Origin of the sequence: Citrobacter sp. CK195 (assembly GCF_030333365.1) — a bacterium.
Taxonomy (GTDB): Bacteria; Pseudomonadota; Gammaproteobacteria; order Enterobacterales; family Enterobacteriaceae; genus Citrobacter_B; species Citrobacter_B koseri.
Genome location: NZ_JAOWGB010000021.1, coordinates 345214 through 362219, shown reverse-complemented (window position 1 = coordinate 362219; position 17006 = coordinate 345214). Strand labels below are relative to the sequence as shown.

General features: G+C 58.5%; 8 protein-coding genes. 3 read left to right on the top strand and 5 right to left on the bottom strand.

The window, feature by feature from the left end:
* The 3 genes from OGX93_RS04815 to OGX93_RS04805 all read left to right on the top strand — a co-directional run.
* The coding region (locus OGX93_RS04815; protein ID WP_286449132.1) for a hypothetical protein at positions 1-196 on the top strand (196 nt) is incomplete at its 5' end.
* The gene (locus tag OGX93_RS04810) at positions 183-851 is read left to right on the top strand and encodes an epoxyqueuosine reductase QueH (RefSeq protein WP_024130285.1); all 669 of its coding nucleotides are present in this window, start codon (positions 183-185) and stop codon (positions 849-851) included. The genes OGX93_RS04815 and OGX93_RS04810, both read left to right, overlap by 14 nt.
* 332 nt (positions 852-1183) lie before the next feature.
* Complete coding sequence (locus OGX93_RS04805; protein ID WP_024130286.1) at positions 1184-1660, top strand: GNAT family N-acetyltransferase; 477 nt, start codon at positions 1184-1186, stop codon at positions 1658-1660.
* A 162-nt stretch (positions 1661-1822) separates the two neighbouring features.
* On the opposite strand, the gene fyuA is transcribed toward OGX93_RS04805, so the two are convergent.
* The 5 genes from fyuA to irp1 all read right to left on the bottom strand — a co-directional run bounded on the left by fyuA (position 1823) and on the right by irp1 (position 16944).
* Positions 1823-3844, bottom strand: a complete 2022-nt coding sequence (gene fyuA, locus OGX93_RS04800; RefSeq protein ID WP_071258495.1) for a siderophore yersiniabactin receptor FyuA — start codon at positions 3842-3844, stop codon at positions 1823-1825.
* A 130-nt stretch (positions 3845-3974) separates the two neighbouring features.
* On the bottom strand, positions 3975-5552 hold the full coding sequence (gene ybtE / locus OGX93_RS04795; protein ID WP_286449591.1) for a yersiniabactin biosynthesis salycil-AMP ligase YbtE: 1578 nt from the start codon (positions 5550-5552) through the stop codon (positions 3975-3977).
* A gap of 3 nt (positions 5553-5555) precedes the next feature.
* Positions 5556-6359 carry a yersiniabactin biosynthesis thioesterase YbtT gene (ybtT, locus tag OGX93_RS04790; protein ID WP_286449590.1) on the bottom strand — a complete coding sequence of 268 codons (804 nt, stop codon included), beginning with the start codon at positions 6357-6359 and terminating at the stop codon, positions 5556-5558.
* On the bottom strand, positions 6356-7456 hold the full coding sequence (gene ybtU / locus OGX93_RS04785; RefSeq protein WP_286487777.1) for a yersiniabactin biosynthesis oxidoreductase YbtU: 1101 nt from the start codon (positions 7454-7456) through the stop codon (positions 6356-6358). Before ybtU ends, ybtT begins: the two co-directional genes overlap by 4 nt.
* A complete protein-coding gene (gene irp1 / locus OGX93_RS04780) occupies positions 7453-16944 on the bottom strand; it encodes a yersiniabactin polyketide synthase HMWP1 (RefSeq protein ID WP_286487776.1) in 9492 nt (3163 codons plus the stop codon). Before irp1 ends, ybtU begins: the two co-directional genes overlap by 4 nt.
* Between the last annotated feature and the right edge of the window lie 62 nt (positions 16945-17006).

Genomic DNA, 17006 nt, shown 5'->3' with positions numbered 1-17006 from the left:
GTGCCAGGAGCGGAAGTTTAATTGTTCTGACCAGCTCTCAAATCGCGGTCAGATTTTGTCGACCGTTTCAGATGCTTCTCAGCAAACCTTTGTTCAACGACAACAGCGACTTCTTAATTTCGTTATCGCCGATGTGAATGCTAAAATTCCTGAAAGTTTCACTATTGCCAAAGCATCCATTTATGAAGAACGCTGATTTTAAACGCCCGCAACTGACGCTGCCGAACGGCGCAGACAAGCTACTGCTGCACTCGTGCTGTGCGCCCTGTTCGGGGGAAGTCATGGAGGCGATTCAGGCCTCGGGCATTGATTACACAATTTTCTTTTATAACCCTAATATTCATCCGCAAAAGGAGTACCTCATCCGTAAGGAGGAGAATATCCGTTTTGCCGAAAAACACGGCGTGCCTTTTGTTGATGCGGATTACGACACCGACAACTGGTTCGAGCGTGCGAAAGGGATGGAGTGGGAGCCTGAGCGCGGTGTTCGGTGTACCATGTGCTTTGATATGCGCTTTGAACGCACCGCGCTGTATGCCGCGGAACATGGGTTCAGCGTGATCAGCAGCTCACTCGGGATTTCCCGCTGGAAGAATATGCAGCAGATTAACGACTGCGGACAACGCGCTGCTGCGCATTATCCGGGAATGGCATACTGGGATTACAACTGGCGTAAGCAGGGCGGGTCATCGCGCATGATTGAGATCAGCAAACGCGAGCAGTTTTACCAGCAGGAGTATTGTGGCTGCGTCTATTCACTGCGTGATACTAATATGCACCGTAAATCGCAGGGCAGGCCGCTCATCAAACTCGGTAAACTTTACTACGGTAAGGAAGGCGAAGAACAGTAATACCAGAAGCCCACATTCGCATGTGGGCTTCTGTAAGCATTGGCACAACCACGGCGTTTATCCCATATATTGCATTCATTCTTGTAACGTAAGGACACTGACACTAAATAAAAGCCAGCACCATCTTCGAAACCATTGGCTGCTATTCGCTCACCGCGGACTTTTAGCCCAGTTAACGTGTCCGCTGTGTGCCAGGAGCGGACATTAATACCCTTTTTATGTTAATCACCTGGCCTGAACGCGTATTTAGAAGTGAATACGATTGACGATAGAGGACTGCATCGTCATTAATATATTCATATTTTCAGCATGATAAGGGTGAGGGGACAGGTGTGATTTCTTTCCGAATGATGACAAAAGATGAGTATCCTGCTTATCTCGAATATTTTGTTAATGATTATGCATATGAGATCGAATCAAACTACGGGGCATCCCTTCGTGATTCTCTTGCCAGAGCGAAGCAGGAAATTTCGGAAATGCTTCCCGATGGAGTTAATACTCATGGGCAAGTATTAATGTGTATTGTTGCTCAGTCGGACAAGGCTAACAACCATGTAGGTTATCTCTGGTACAAACCAGACTCGACTAAGCACACTGTTTTTATCTACGATTTTCATATTTTCAACTCCAGTCAGGGGTTGGGGCTTGGCAAACAATCTCTACGTGCTTTTGAAGAGTATCTGCAAGCGAAGGGCTTTAAAGAGATCAGATTGCGTGTTGCAGGTGATAATGCTCGCGCCCGGCATGTCTATGAAACCAGCGGATTCAGGGTTACGGGTATCAATATGAGCAAACCTATTACGGACTGAGACACTGACACTAAATAAAAGCCAGTAACATCTTCAAAACCATGTCTGCTCCTCACTCACAGCCAACAGCCAGATTTGAAACGGGCAGCTCAAGTCTGAGCTGCCCTGGGCGGGATAAGCGCATCAGGGATGCCGTGACGGCATCCCTGCTTATTTAAAGGATCAGAAGAAATCAATTCGCGTATTGATACCGACGGTGCGACCCATATTGACCTGCGCGACGGCGCTGCTGCCGTTCATGTAGCCATAGGTACGGTAACGACGGTCGAACAGGTTATCGACATAGACGGAAATGTTCATCCGTTCAGTCGCCTGCCAGCCCAGGCTGCTGTCCAGGGTGGCATAGGTGCCTTGCCGCAACTGGTTGTCGCCATCGAAATAATGCGGCCCGACCAGATTAACCGCCAGTCGGGGCATCAGTGCGCCATAGCGCGTATCAATCACGCCGTTCACGCTGCTTCCCGCGCCATAACGTGGTACGAACGGCACCCGGTTGCCGTGATACAACTCACTGTCATTGGTGAATTCGGAACGGATCACGTTGCCATTGATATCCCATGACCAGCCAGGCGCAAACCGCCACTTCGCTTCAAGCTCAACGCCGGTGGCGTCGGCTTTACCCGCATTGCTTAATGTCTGCATCCCGACCGGGCCAGAGTAAAGCTGCATGTCTTTGGTGTGGGTATAAAACGTCGCGGCTTGCAGCGTGACGTCAGCGGTTTCGTAGCGGGTGCCAAGTTCATAGTTGATGGATTTCTCGGCGACGAACGGTTTGGCATCAAGACCCGCAGTAGGCACGATGTTGTACCCGGAAGGTTTATATCCCTGGGCTACACGGGTATACACTCTCCAGTCGTCGGTCAGCATATAGCCTGCGGATAGCTGCCCGAGTACCTGATCGTCATTGCTCTTACCCTGGTCGCCAAACGGGTTGCCGAGCATGCTGCCGTGATATTGTGTACTGGATTTATCATGCGAGAAGCGCACGCCGCCGCCGATATCAAAACGATCGGTTAAATGCCAGGTCAGGTCACTGTATGCGGCCAGCGTTTCAGCGGTGGTATAGCCGGTACTGCTTAAATAAGGCATTGTCGGCATGTCGTAGGCTGAATTTAACTTCTCGCGGGTGTTCTGCCGGTACAGCCCAAACACCATATCAACGGTACGCGCATCGCCCAGGGTTGCGGCGCGCAGCTCCTGCACATCCTGATTCCAGCGCTGAGGCATATTGACGATTAACGAACCGGAAGGGAAGGTGCGCGAATAATGCTGCTGCTGCCAGGCGCTGATCAGGTTGAAAACCCAGTCATCGGTGGTGTATTTCCCACTCAGGGTCTGGCTGTCAGTGCAGCGCCGCATGTACGGGTCTGGTGAACCATCGCTAAGTGAGAGCTTACGGCCCTTAATATCATTCCATCCCACATAGGCGTCCTGGGTGGCGCGGGTACATTCGCGTGAGGCGGCAAAGCCCATTTCCCAGGGCTGGTCGTCCGGCGCCAGACGCAGTTTCACATTCCCTATGCTGGCGCGGGTGCCGCCTAAGTCATCGCTTCCCGTCGCGGGGTTAATCATGTCGCCGTCATCAACCTGACGTAACAGGGTGACGCTGCCGTACAGCAGGCCATCCTGAATGGGGCCGCTCAGGTTGAACTTACTTCGATAACTGTCGCGGCTGCTGACACCGCCTTCAATATAGCCGCGCGGCGTGCTGTCCGGCTGCTGGGTGACGATGTTGATGATCCCGCCCTGAGCGCTTTTGCCATATAACGTTCCCTGTGGGCCTCGCAGCAACTCCACGCTTTGCACATCGGTAAGCGCCTGGATGGTGTTGGTGGAAAGCTGAGGGACGCCATCGACATACAGGGTGACGGCGGGGTTATAGAAGTCCTGCGCCGAAGAGACGCCGCGTAGCGAGATCGTCGAAAAAAGCATGTTGCCGCTATTTTCAATATTGAGCCCGGGCAACACTCTGGGGAGTTTGTCGCTGGCGGTGACGCCGGCGTCGCTTAATTCCGGCGCGCTGACAACAGTAGACGAGACGTTGTTGGCTGATGCCGAGCGGGAAGATTGTTTACTGGCGGTAACCACCAGCGTGCTTTCGTCTTGCTGTGAAGTCTGGGCATTAGCAATGGCGGGGAGCAATAATCCCCCCAAGGCCAGAGGATAAAGCCGTGTCATTTTCATTGTTGTGAGTCCCTGTAAGACGGCGAAACGCCAAAAATACCGACAATGGTGAATTGAAAATGATAACTATTTCTAATAGTGGTGCTACCCGAAACGGTTTTATTTCAACCTGTTTCGGGTCGGTTTGCGCTTATTGGGCTGAATGGCGATAACGGTCGACGGCGAGAGCCGTCAGGCGTTTTTTGTCTATCTTGCCGACGGCGGTGAGCGGCCAGTGGTCCAGATACTCGATTTGGTCAGGAATTTTCCACGCGCTGAGTCCCATACGGGTCAGTTGTTGACGCAGTTGTTGATAGTCAGTTGGCACCTGCTGCGCGATGATAAACGCGCAGATCCGTTCGCCAAGCAGCGTGTCCGGCGCGGCGACCACCGCGCAATCTTGCACTTCCGCTAAACGCAGCAGTGCCGATTCCACTTCAGCAGCGGCTATTTTTTCTCCGGCGCGGTTGATCTGCTCTTTTATGCGCCCCTCAACGTGCAGGTTCCCCGCCTCATCCAGCCTGACATTGTCGCCTGTGCGGTAAAACCCTTGCGCGGTAAAGGCCTGCGCGTTGTGAGCAGGGGCGCGGTAATAGCCCGAAATGGTATAAGGGCCGCGCGTTAATAATTGCCCGGTTTCGCCCGGCGCGACGTCGTTCTCGTCTTGATCAACGATGCGGATTTCATCCAGAGGGGACAACGGGCGCCCCTGGCTGTGGAGAATGGTGGCATGCGGATCGTCCAGCCGGGTAAAACAGAGCAGGCCTTCCGCCATACCGAAAACCTGTTGCAGGGTACAGTCAAAGGTGGCGATAACCTGCTCAGCAAGCGTCGGGTCGAGCCGGGCGCCGCCTGCCTGAATGACGCGCAGCGACGAGAGGTCGCTGTCTTCCCACTCCCTGGCCTGCACCCATAATTGCGCCAGCGCCGGAACCAGGGCGACGTGAGTCACGCCTTCCCGCGCGATTAAAGGCATCACCTCATCACAGCTGGCGCTGTCGGTCAGCACCACTTTTCCGCCGCAGGCAAGCGTTCCCAGAATGCCGGGGCAGGCCAGCGGAAAGTTATGCGCCACCGGGAGGACGGCGAGATATACGCTCTGTTGGCTGATGCCGCACAGTTCAGCAGAAGCGCTGAAGTTATAGCTATAGTCGGCATGTCGGCGCGGGATGAGTTTGGGCGTGCCGGTTGTGCCGCCTGAAAGCAGCAACAACGCGGTGGCGGAAACATCAGGCTGCGGCCACGCCTGTCGCTCACCGTGAAGGGAGAAGAGCGGCGTAAAATCGTCGCTCACGGTCTCTCCTGCGACCAGGACATGACGCAAGCAGGCGTGTTTGTGCGCCATCTGTCGGGCCAGCTCTGCGTGGTTTTCCCCGTGAATAACGTAAGCGACGGGTTGCGCCAGCTCAATCAGCGCGTCGATATCCAGCGCCCGTTGCGAGGGCATCGCCAGCACGGGGATAACGCCCAGTCTTAACAAGGCGAACAGCAGGGTAACAAACGCGTTGTCGTTGGGAAGCTGCACAATCACATGTTCCCCCGAACGCAAACCCAGTGATGACAGACCTGCGGCAAGTTCGTCGACCCGTGCATCAAGCGCGCTGTAGGTTAACGACCCCTTTGCATCAACGACGGCAATTCGCGAGGCATAACGGGCCGCCCAGTGGCGCAACTGTTCGGCAATGGGTAAGGGATACTGTTCAATCAGAGATTCAAAGGAAGAATTCATGCGTCACCTTTCTGAAGTGCTGGGCTGTTTTTGCAACGCGGTCATTGCAGAAAATGCGTGGGGAAAATGGCGGACAATCTGCGTAAAAAAGGACCGGGCTTGTTGAATGGGATAGAAATGATCGCCGTCAATCACCACCGGGCCTGTAACGTGGCTCAGCCACTGACGCCAGGCATCGACCTGCTGCCAGGAGGCTTCGCGATCGTGGCTGCCGCACAATAACAGCGCAGGCGTGCGCAGCGGCGGACAGACGTCGGGCGAGTCGTAGTGATAGCTCTCGGTGGCGTAAAAATCAGCGCGCAGAAGAGGAAGAAACAGTGACATTAATTCCTGGTTTTCCCGCAGTTCAGGAGAACATCCGCCAATGTCTATCAGCTCAGCGATAAAGTCGGCATCATCGCGATGGCTGAGCTGGCGTTCAGAATGCAGATGCGGGGCATGGCACCCGGAAATAATCAGTCCTTGCGGCGCATGCCCCCGTTGCTCCAGAAGTCGGCAGGTTTCAAACGCCACCTGCGCCCCCATGCTGTGCCCGACGAGTAAAAGCGGCGTGTCAGGCGATACAGACGCTTCCAGTTCGTTCGCCAGCAGTGCCGCCAGTTGTGTAATGCTTCTGAGCGGTTCCAGATGGCGAAGGCGATCGCGCCCCGGCCAGGTCATCAGAGAAAGCGCGCTGTTCGCCATTTGATTGTCTCGCCAGTGGCGAAACGCGCTACTGCTGCCGCCAGCGAAAGGGCACATGACCAGATGCGCAGTATTGCCGTTCCGGGCGGGCCATAGCGGGATGCACATTGCAGATTGCGTCACAGCGCCTCCTTATCATCATCGTTGTAGAAACCGGCTAACCGGTCGTGGTGCGGCGGCGTCAGGCGTCTGATCTCCGCATTGCCGGTCTTACGTAAAATCTGCTGCCATAAACGTGATAACGCGATCTGATGTACGCTTTGGCAGGCCGCTGGTGGATGTTCGCCCGCCAGATGGCTGCGCAACTGGTGTAGCAACCAACTGACGCCCTCCGGCCCGACGGTTTCGCAGCAGTCGCGCCAGCTCAGGGGCGCCGCGCTGCGCGTCAGACCCGGCGGATCGCGCAGGATCTCCGGTCTGCGGTAGAGACTGTGGGCGTTCTCCTGATGGTCTGCGACAAACAGGCTGGATGACCAGATGACGGGGCCGTAGCTCGCCTCCAGCGAAAGATGACCTTCCGGCCAGCCCAGCAGCAGGCGGTGCATGATAAGGCTATGCATATCTGGATCGTCAGGATCGAGATAGCGCTGAAGCAGCAGGCAGGCTTCTCCCTCCGGCCAGAAGAGTCTCAGGCAGTGAAAATCGCTAAAGCTGCCAACCACGTCGCACTCCACGGCGGCGGCATCAACGCCCAGAGCCAGCAACAACAAATCCAGCGTGGAGTAGAGCAACTGTCGGCTGGTGGTGGCGTGGACTACCGGCGGCGTCTTGGCCAGGCAGCGACGCTGCTGCTGCGCATCGCGAAGCCATGTGCGTCCCGCGCGCGTATGCGGATAAAACGTGTTTACCCAATAGCAGCAGCCCTGTTCCTGCGCCAGCGTTTGTAAGGAACTGATGTCATCCGGGTGGAGGGGATGCTCCTGAATGACGTGTACGCCGCGCGCCAGAAAGTGTCTGGCAAGCTGCGTACCGGTTCCTCCGGCGACGGTCGAACGCACGACAATACAGGCGATATCCGGCATCCCGGTTATCTGTTCCGGCGAGGTATACAGCGGAATGCCAAACGCATGGGCCAGCTCTCTTGAGCGGGCGCTTCCCTGTGCCAGCAGGCCAACCAGTTCCAGCCCCTCCGGGGGCTGCATAAAGGCATTCAGGTACATTTCGCCAAATTTGGCGCCCACAATCAGTACGCGTTGTTTTGGGGAGGCGGACGGCATCATAACGTGTTCTCCGGTTGCGTTGAGGTTGCGCAAAGCCAGCGCGTAATGTGTTGCGCACAAGCCTGAACGTGGGGGGCTTCCATCATGATTTGCCAGTGGCTGGCTTCAATCACAGCGTCGTCGGCGTTGTTTATCCAGCCCTGCCACTCGGTTTCTGCTGGCGTCCAGCGCGCGGGTCTCCCGGCGGCATACACCATGAGACAGGGGACCGGAACGCTTTCGCCCGGCGTATGCTCAGTCAGTAAACGCAGCAGATGCGCGATGTTGTCGAGCCACGTTTCTGCCGCTTGCAGCGTCAGGTTTTGCGACACCATACCGGCCGTTTTAGCGAGGCTGATAAAGTCGGCAAGCTGGCTGTCGGGCGTCTGCTGGTCGAAATGTTCGGGCAGTGCCAGAGGCGTTTGTCCTTCGGCTAACAGGCGCAGCAGGGCCGCCCGTTTTTCGCAACAGAAATCCTGTCGGCACACGGGATCGATTAACGCGATCCGAACCTGCTCGCCTTTGGCGTACAGGCGCTGTGCGGCGCCCGCAGCGAGAAACGCGCCATACGACCAACCTGCCAGCACATAAGGGCCGTGAGACTGCTGGCGACGGATGCACCCGACATACTCATCGATCATCTGGTCAAGCGTGGCAAAGCGCTGCGGCGATTTTGCTTGCAGGCCGAAAACACGCCTGTTCAGTGCGCTGGCGAGCGGCAGCCAGGCGCTGATATCGCCGTCCGAAGCGTGGAAGACAAACAGGGTTTCGTCGCCGTCGCCCTGGCAAAGGGGTATCGGGTTGTCCTCTCCTGACGTAGCCGCCTGTAGATGGGCGCAGAAGTCGCTCAGCGTCGAATGGCTGAACAGATCCTGAAGGTTAGCCCTGGCAATCCCTCTCCGGTTTAGCTGCGCGACCATCCTTGTCGCCATCAGGCTGTCGCCGCCCAGTTCGAAAAAGTCGTGATGCCTTGCCACGGGGCGAGACAGCAGCGATTGCCAGAGTTCAGCCACCTGTTTTTCCAGCGCCGGATTCCCCCCGGCAACTGGCGTGGGTTTGGCTGGCTCAATCAGCGCATCAGACGGGGCATGCAGCGGCGTAAATAACGCTTCTCTTTGCCGGATCTGTAAAACGGGCAGACCGGTGCCAAAGCGCTGCTGTAAATAGCGGCTCACGGCTTCTTTATCCGGGCGATTTACGCCAGGCGAACGCGCCAGCAGCAGATGCTGGCGCAGCTGCGACGATTCCTGCGCGGGCCACGCCAGCTCGTTTGCAAACCCGGCCTGAACGAGCACCTCCTGCCATGCGGAGCGGGTGAGCATCGGTTTCTCATCCCGGCGGCGGAAATCGCGGTATCCGCTTAATCCCTCAATAAAGCCCACGCTCGCCAGCTGGAATACGCTGTTTCGCTCCGTCGCTTCAACGATCAGCAAACGTCCGCCGGCTTTCAGCAACAGTTTTAATCTGCGCAACGTCTGGACGACATGGCTGGCGTCGTGGAGCACATTGACGGCAACGATCAGGTCGTAACCCGCCTCCGGGTGGGCGGTGAAATCCAGCGGCTGGTTGATGTCGAACAAGGCATAAGACACCCGCGATTCATCATGGAAACGGGCTCTGGCGTCATTGAGGAACTGCGCGGAGACGTCCGTGAAGTGGTACGACTGCCGCGTGTTCCGCGTGGCCTTCAGCACCGGCGCGGTAGTGGCTGCGGTTCCGGCGCCAACCTCCAGAATCCGTTCTGCGCCGCACAAGGCGGCAATCTGCGCGGTATAGCGATTCAGACAGGCGCTGGCGGGGTTGTCGCGATACAGCGCGTCGGTCACGCGATGCTGCTCGTTGAACAGTAATTCCAGCGGAGAACACTGCCCGGAGAAGAGGGCGTCGTGCCGGGCGATGCAGGTTTCCAGATACTGCGCCAGCGCCTGACTCCATTGGCTTGGCGGGCACGCTTCCTGAGGCTCAGGAATCTCGCTGAGCGGAACGCGGCAGCGCCAGCTTTCACCCTCGCGGATCAACCACTCTCTTTCCGTCAGACACTGTAGCCACTGGCGCAGCAGACGCTGGTGAGACGCTTGCGCGGACAGCGCCTGTACTATTGCGCTAAAGCGATGGGCGATCTCCGGCGTGGTAAACAGGCCGTGACGATTTAGCGTGGCCGCGATCCCCTGTAGCGCACGCGCCTCCAGCCAGCGCCAGGTCGCCTCCAGCTCATCAAGCTGCGCCTGCTCAGGCAACGGCAGCGCCAGTTGGGTAAGTTCGTGCTCATCAGGCGTCGCCGCTGATGGCGACGGATCGTCGGCCATTACGATATCCAGCGTCAACGCGCCTTGTTCGGTTATTTCCGCTCTGGCCTGCCGGATGCCGGGGTATTCGAGCGTCGCCTGCTCAATATCCCGCAGGTCGTAGTCCGCCTGCGCGTTCAGCGGCCAGCGTCGGCGGGGAATGTGCCCGGCGATGCCGCTGGCGAGAGCCTTCAGGCTTTCAGGGGCGGCGATGACGGCTTGCAGGATGGCGCAGTAGTCATTAAACATCGCCTCGGCAGCGCCGGGTTCCAGCACGTTGTCCATGCAGTACCAGCTAAACATCAACTCGCCGTCGCTCTCCATGACCTGATGATCCAGCCAGACCTGCGGCGTTTGCGTGAATACATAGCAGGGTTCGCCGAACAGATGGCTCATCGCCTGATCGATAGTCATGCCTTCCAGCGTCATCCCCAGCATACTGGTAAACACCACCGGCATCAGCGGTTGACGCTGTGACCCGCGCAGGCGGCCCAGCTCACGGATCACCTCAACACCGTTCATTTCACTGTGCGCCATGTTTTGCCAGAGGCGCTGTTGGGTCTGTTGCATCTGCTCTTGCAACGTCACCGGCGTTGAGAAGTTAAAATCAACCAGCGTGACGGAGGTAAAATCACCAATCAACTGGTTGATTTGCGGATGGATCGGCTGGCGATTGAAGAACGTCAGGTTCAGCGTAAATGCCGTGGTGCGGCTCCAGCGCTCAAGGGTGGCGGCAAACAGCGTGAGCAGCGCGGCAGACGGTGTGACGCCTTGCTGCTGCCAGCGCTGTTTCACGGTCTGCCATTCTGTCTTGCCGATCGTCGATTTGAAGGTGGTGAAGTGTGGCGTTTCCGGGGGCGTCTCAACCACCGGCAGCTCTGGCGCTAAGGGCAGTTGCGGCAGTTTTTCCTGCCAGTAATCCCAGGCATCGTGCCATGCCGATGTCTGTCGGCGCGCCTGTTCAGCCATTACATAATCACGGAAGGTGATAGCGAGCGGCGCCAGCGTTTCACCGCGCCAGACCTGCGCCAGATCGTCCATCATGACTTTAAAACTCTGCACATCGAACTGCAAAAGGTCGAGGTTCATGTGCAGACGGTAATGGCAATCGTCGATTTCGCTGACCACCAGCTCAAAAAGAGGCCACTGGCCGGCAGGCAAAACGCGATAGCTCAGTTCATGCCGCCGTTTTTCCAGCGCGATGCGCTGTTCTTCCGGGGAAAGCGCGCGCAGATCGTCACGTGGGATGTGATACTCCGGCGTTGTCGCCAGGACTCGCTGCTGCCCGTCGGCATCAACCACCATGCGCAACATATCGTGGCGTGCGATAAGCTGGTTCCATGCTTTCTCCAGTATGGCGAGATCGAACTCATCGTGGCGTTTATCCCACTCAAACAGGACGTGACAGGCGACGCCGCCATAGCCAATGAGGTGGGTTCGCCCCAGCCAGTAGGCGTGTTGAATGGGCGTCAAAGGGAAGGGCGCATAACGCTCGTCGGCGTCGTGCTGCAACACTTCCGGCTGCGAAGCGGCAGGCGCCGCCTCTGGCTTAGAACAGATAAGCTGCGTGATTCCATGAGGAGACAGATCCTGCCACGCCCGTTCCGCATTGATGCGTACGCCCAGGTAGTGCTGAATATCGCTACTGAGTTCAAGGAAGAGCAGCGAGTCCATGCCGAGTTGCAACAGATCCTGGTTTGGATGCAGTGACGCCGGATCGCTCAGCCTTAGCTGAACCGCAATCCGCTTTTTCAGCCATGCCATCACCGCCGTTTCATCGCTCAGGCTGCCGTTAAAGGCGTTGTCATCAGCAGGAGGAATGACAGGCGTTGCGGCTTTTTCTGTGGCGCTGATGTTAAACAGAGCCTGTTGTAATGGGGGCATTTTGTCGGTAAAAACGCGCATCGCCAGTCGCCACGGGGCACCGCGCATCACCGCCTGTTCCAGGTGCCAGCAGCCTTCGGCATCGCTTAACGCGCCCATACCACGGCTGGCGAGCGTCGCCAGCATTTCCGGCGTGGCCGCCCGACCGCTTTCTCCCCATGCGCCCCAGGCGACAGAGAGCGTTTTCGGCGCATCAAGGGTGGAAAACTGCTGGGCCAGCCCGTCCAGGTAGCCGCAGGCCAGCGCATGGGCGCTCTGACCCGGCGCGCCGAGGGTGGCGGCAGCGGAAGAGTAGAGAATAAGATAGCGTCCGTCGTGGTTGCGCAGGGTTTGCAACAGCTGGCTTGCCGCCTGCGCTTTTACCGCGAAAACGGTGGCCAGCTGGTGGTCGTCAAGCTCCAGCAAGGGCGCGTCAGCCAATACGCCAGCGGCATGAATCGCTCCGGCAATGCCGCCGTTGGCCGCCAGATCGTCAAGAACCGTGGCCAGTTGCCCGGCATCGCCCACATCACAACGGCAGACGCGCGTCTGCCCGCCCTCCACGTCGCGTAGCCATGACTCATCCACGCGCGGCGCCAGCAGGGCGATGCGTCGCGCCCCTTTTTCTCTGAGCCAGTTCACGGCAAGGCGGCCTAATCCGCCAAACGCTCCGGTCACCAGATGCCAGCGGTTATCGCCGGTAAACACATTTGCCGGTAATTCGGCGGCGCATCCCGTATTGGGCGCCAGTGAAGGGAGCCAGAGGGTGTTACCCCGCGCGGCGAGCCAGCGCTGTGATAGTGAGACTGCGCTCAACCCTTGATGCAGCGTTTCCCACGGAGTGTTTTCGGCGAGATCGATGGCGGCAATCAACCGTTCCGGCTGTTCGTTGGCCGCGACGCGAAGCAAGGCCCATAGCGCGTGATGGGACGCAGAGAGTGCCTCATTGTCTTCGACTCGCCACGCGCGGCGAGTGACCACAATCAATCCGGCTGCGCTGGCGGTGAGCGCTGCTATCACTTTCTCCGCTAAGGCCAGCGTATCCTCGCTCTCCTCAACAATCATCAGTCGCGAAGAGGCGTGCGGATCGTGAATGATGCCGTATTGCGCCAGCTCGTCGCTGCGCGCAAGCGTACCGGCGCTGAAGCTGAAGGTAAGCGGATGGTCAACGCTGGCGACGTTGAGGGGCGTCCAGCGCCATTGATAATGCGTCTGCGGCGCAGGAAGAGGCGCGGCGGGCGATAGCGGCAGCCACTCGCCAGCAGGATGACGGGCTTCAACGCGCATCTGACCGCGGGAAAAGGCTTCGTTTTGCCAGCTTAAGCGAACCTCCCCCAGCCACTCCGGGGCGGCGACGGGGGGCGGTTCCACAGGGAGAGCGTCGCCATGACGCTGTGAGAGCAGACGCCAGGCCTCCTGCCAGCGGGCGTTAAACCGTTCAGTCTGACCTGCGCAATCAGACCAGTCGGCGAGATAATCACCGTTATCCGTCAGCGCCTGCCCCAACACGGGTTCTGATGGCGCGGTGAATGTTACGGCGCTAACCGCCTGACCGGGCAGCGTGGCGAGAATGATATGTTCGCTCATCCCGGCGGTCGGGCTGCCATCCTGCGGTAGCCATGCCACTTTGCTGAATCCGGCGTGGCGGCACTGTTGCTGCCACTGAGCGGTGGTGAGGAATAACTCACCTTCGCGGGCGTCGAGATCCTGTAGCGGAAGAACCAGCGGGCCGAAAACGAAGTCAAACAGACGCATTGGCTGGGTGATTTCGCGCATCAGCAGGCGCCCGCCCGGCTTGAGCAGGGGGCGCAGATTATCGAGCGTGCGGCCAATATGGCGGGTGGCGTGAATCACGTTCGCCGCCACAATGAGATCGTAAGACTGTGCCTGGAAACCCTGAGACTGCGCCTCTTTTTCGAGATCCAGCTCGCTATACTTCACAAAATCATAGTCGGCGAATTTCTGCTGGGCGCGGCGGGTGAACAGCGCTGAGATATCGGTGAAGTGGTACTCCAGCGCCGGAACACCGTTGAGTTCCGGCAGCAGCCACGCGGTGGTGCCGCCGGTTCCGCCGCCAACTTCAAGAATACGCAACGGCTGGCGGGGCTGACGCGTCTGGACAATGCCGCGTAATACCCCGGCGGCGATTTGGTTGAAATAGCGGCCAAAGCTGAATTCCTGATACAGCACTTCCACGCCGTCGGAGGCGCTTTGCGGGAAGATAATCGCCACCGGTTCTTCCGCGCCGCTCATCATGTCATATAACCGATCGCCGGCACGGGCGATGGTGTCGGGAATAGCCTGAAAACCTTCACAATAACCGGCAAGTTCCGTCAGCAGTGATTCCCGCTGTTGATGTTCAATGGGGCGGGCGCGGACGTATCGCCCGTCGGTGCAGCGGTAATCGCCGTCGACCACGCAGTTATTCAGCAGGCGCTGGAGTAGCTGCTGGTAGCGGGGCAGCAGACGTCCACGGCGCATGATGGTCATGGCGTCCACGCCGTTTTCAATGGCATCGCCGGTACAGCGTTGTACCAGTTGATCGACGTAGATGGCGTGCAGGCGCGTGGCGCACTGTTTAAGCGCTTCCAGGCGGGGGAGATCGAGCGCTGTCGCAGCGCGACTCGCCACCTCCAGCCCGGCAGACAGCGCTGCGTCGGCAGGCTCGCAGGCCGGGGAGACGCGCTCTTTCCAGTAACGCTCAGTATCAAACGGATAACATGGCGCAGCGATACGTTGTCCATCGCCCGCCAGCAGGTCGGCCCACGGTAGGGCGACGCCGGCAGCGTAAAGCTGGAGCAGGGCCTGATTGAGGACATCGCCCGCCTCTTTGTTACGCCGGGCGCTGGCTATCCAGTATGCGTTATCGCGGTATTCGCGCTGCCCGGAAGCAACCAACTGGGCATCGGGCCCCATCTCCAGAAAAACGCGGGCGCCGAGCTGATGCGCTATCTGAATACTCTGGATAAAACGCACCGGCTGGCGCATGTGTCGGCGCCAGTAATCCGCCTGGTTGAGCGTTGACTCATCAATGACGTCGGCGGTGAGCGTGGAAATAATCGGTATTTGCCCCGGCTCTGCGTGCAGCCCCGCGCAGGCGTCCTGGAACCGATCGAGTATCGGCTCCAGTAAAGCGGAGTGCGCCGCGCCGGTTACGCTCAGGCGACGATAGTTAATATCATGCTGCGAGAGCGTGGCGCAAAATACCGCGAGACGGGCTTCCGGCCCGGAAAATACCGTATGTTGCGTACCGTTGTTGGCGGCGAGATCCAGCTCAAACTGGCGAGCCAGCGGCATCAGCGTGTCTTCGTCTGCAAATACCGCCACCATCGCGCCGCTTGCGCACTGCTGCATTAGCGCGCCGCGCCGACAAACCAGTGGCATGACCTGTTCAATCGTATAGTGTCCGCAGACGACGGCAGCGGCAAATTCACCGACGGAATGCCCAATGGCGAAGTCTGGCTTCAGTCCTTCAGCGCGCCAGTGCGCCGCCATCGCGATTTCAAACGCGACAATCGCTGGCTGCGCCCAGGCCATATTGTCCAGCTGCGCCGAATCGGGGTTAAACATCGCTTCGCGCAGTGACGGCGTGAGCATTTCGCTACAGGCGGAAAAACAGCGATCCAGCGTGTCGGCAAACGCCGTTGAGTGCTGGTACATCGTTTGACCCATAGTGCGCCAGTGCGAGCCCTGGCCGGTAAACAGCCACACCTGCTTGCCGCTGGCGCCGTGGCCGCTGTAAACCAGCGCCCCCGATTTCTCACCGGCCCAGGCGCTGAGCGCCGCAGCGGTTTCACGGTTTAATGGCGCCGCCAGGCGGAAGGGAAGATCGAGACGGCGCGCGTGCAGGGCCGTGAAGGCCAGATTGCTGGCATCCGTATTCTCCCTCAGCGCCCCGGCATAATCCGTCGCCAGCCGCCGCAACGCGCTGTCGCTGGCGGCGCTGAGCAGCAGCGCGGTACTTTTTCTGCCGCCATCCGTATTGGGGAGGCGCGCGTTGAGCGCGTCGGGCAGCGAGGCGACGATCATATGGCAGTTGGTGCCGCCAATACCAAAGGAGGAGACGCCCGCATAGCGCATTTCGTCCTGCCACGCCTGCGCCGACACCGGTATGGTAAAGGGACTCTCTTCAAGTTTCAGCGCTGGGTTGGGGGTGTGAAAATTCAGTAAGGGTGGAATTTGCCCGCGGCTGACTGCCAGAACGGTTTTCAGCAGTCCGGCAATGCCCGCCGCGGTATCCAGATGGCCCATATTACTTTTCACGGAGCCGAGCGCACAGCGCTGATCCTGCGGGCGAGGCGCATAGACGTTGCGTAACGCTTCAATTTCAATCGCGTCGCCCAGCGGTGTGCCGGTGCCGTGGGTTTCAATGTAACCTACCTGCCTGTCGTCGATCGCCGCCAGCATTAACGCCTCTTCGATGACTGCCTGTTGCCCTGCGACGGAAGGGGCGGTATAGCCGACCTTTCTGTTGCCGTCGTTGTTGACCGCGCTGGAGAGGATCACCGAGATAATCGGATCGCCTGACAGCAGCGCGTCTCTCAGGCGACGCAGCACCACGCAGCCGAGACCGTTACCGGCCCAGGTGCCCTCAGCCGAGGCGTCAAAAGGACGACAGTGACCATCAGGAGAGAAAATCATTCCGGGCTGGTAGCGGTAGCCCGCTTGCTGGGGGAAAGAGAGCGCCACGCCGCCGGCAACCGCCATATCGGATTCGCCTGCGCGCAGGCTTTCACAGGCCAGATGCACGGCAACCAGCGAACTGGAGCAGGCGGTCTGTACCGATAACGCCGGGCCGTGCAGGTTGAGTTTGTACGCGGCGCGGGTGGCAATATAGTCTTTATCATTGCCCATCAGAGATTGCAGACCTTTTACCTGCGCGACTTCTGTCACGTTCAATGCTTCGCGACCGGGGTAGGTACTCATCCGGGAAGAGGCGAAAACGCCGGTCTTATGGGGGACGGCGCCGGGGGCATAACCGGCATGTTCCAGCGCATGCCAGACCGCCTGCAAAAACAGGCGCTGCTGCGGGTCCATCGACTCCGCTTCCTGTCGCGAATAGCCAAACAGGGTGGCGTCGAAGCAGTCGGCGTTGTCTAACACCGTACCGATATTGACATAATGAGGATCGTCAATGATGGCGGCATCCAGACCGACGGCCAGAAGCTCTTCGCGCGTAAAGCGTCGGCTGCATTCACGACCTTCCAGCAGGTTTTGCCAGAACGTTTCGCCATCCGGCGATTCAGGAAAATGGCAGGCGTAGCCGATAACCGCGACAGGTTCGCAGTCCGGGTAGTGTTGAGCGATCGATGCATCAATGGAATCTGCTGTCGGCGCAGAAGAGAAGCGCAAGTTATCCATAATCGGTCCCGTTTCCTAAGATTCACAAAGTCAATGGAACGCCAGGCGTTCGCGATGGCGTT

Coding starts and splice junctions, on each gene's coding strand:
- OGX93_RS04810 (WP_024130285.1), top strand. CDS start 183: ATGAAGAACGCTGATTTTAAACGCCCGCAACTGACGCTGCCGAACGGC.
- fyuA (WP_071258495.1), bottom strand. CDS start 3,844: ATGAAAATGACACGGCTTTATCCTCTGGCCTTGGGGGGATTATTGCTC.
- ybtE (WP_286449591.1), bottom strand. CDS start 5,552: ATGAATTCTTCCTTTGAATCTCTGATTGAACAGTATCCCTTACCCATT.
- ybtU (WP_286487777.1), bottom strand. CDS start 7,456: ATGATGCCGTCCGCCTCCCCAAAACAACGCGTACTGATTGTGGGCGCC.
- irp1 (WP_286487776.1), bottom strand. CDS start 16,944: ATGGATAACTTGCGCTTCTCTTCTGCGCCGACAGCAGATTCCATTGAT.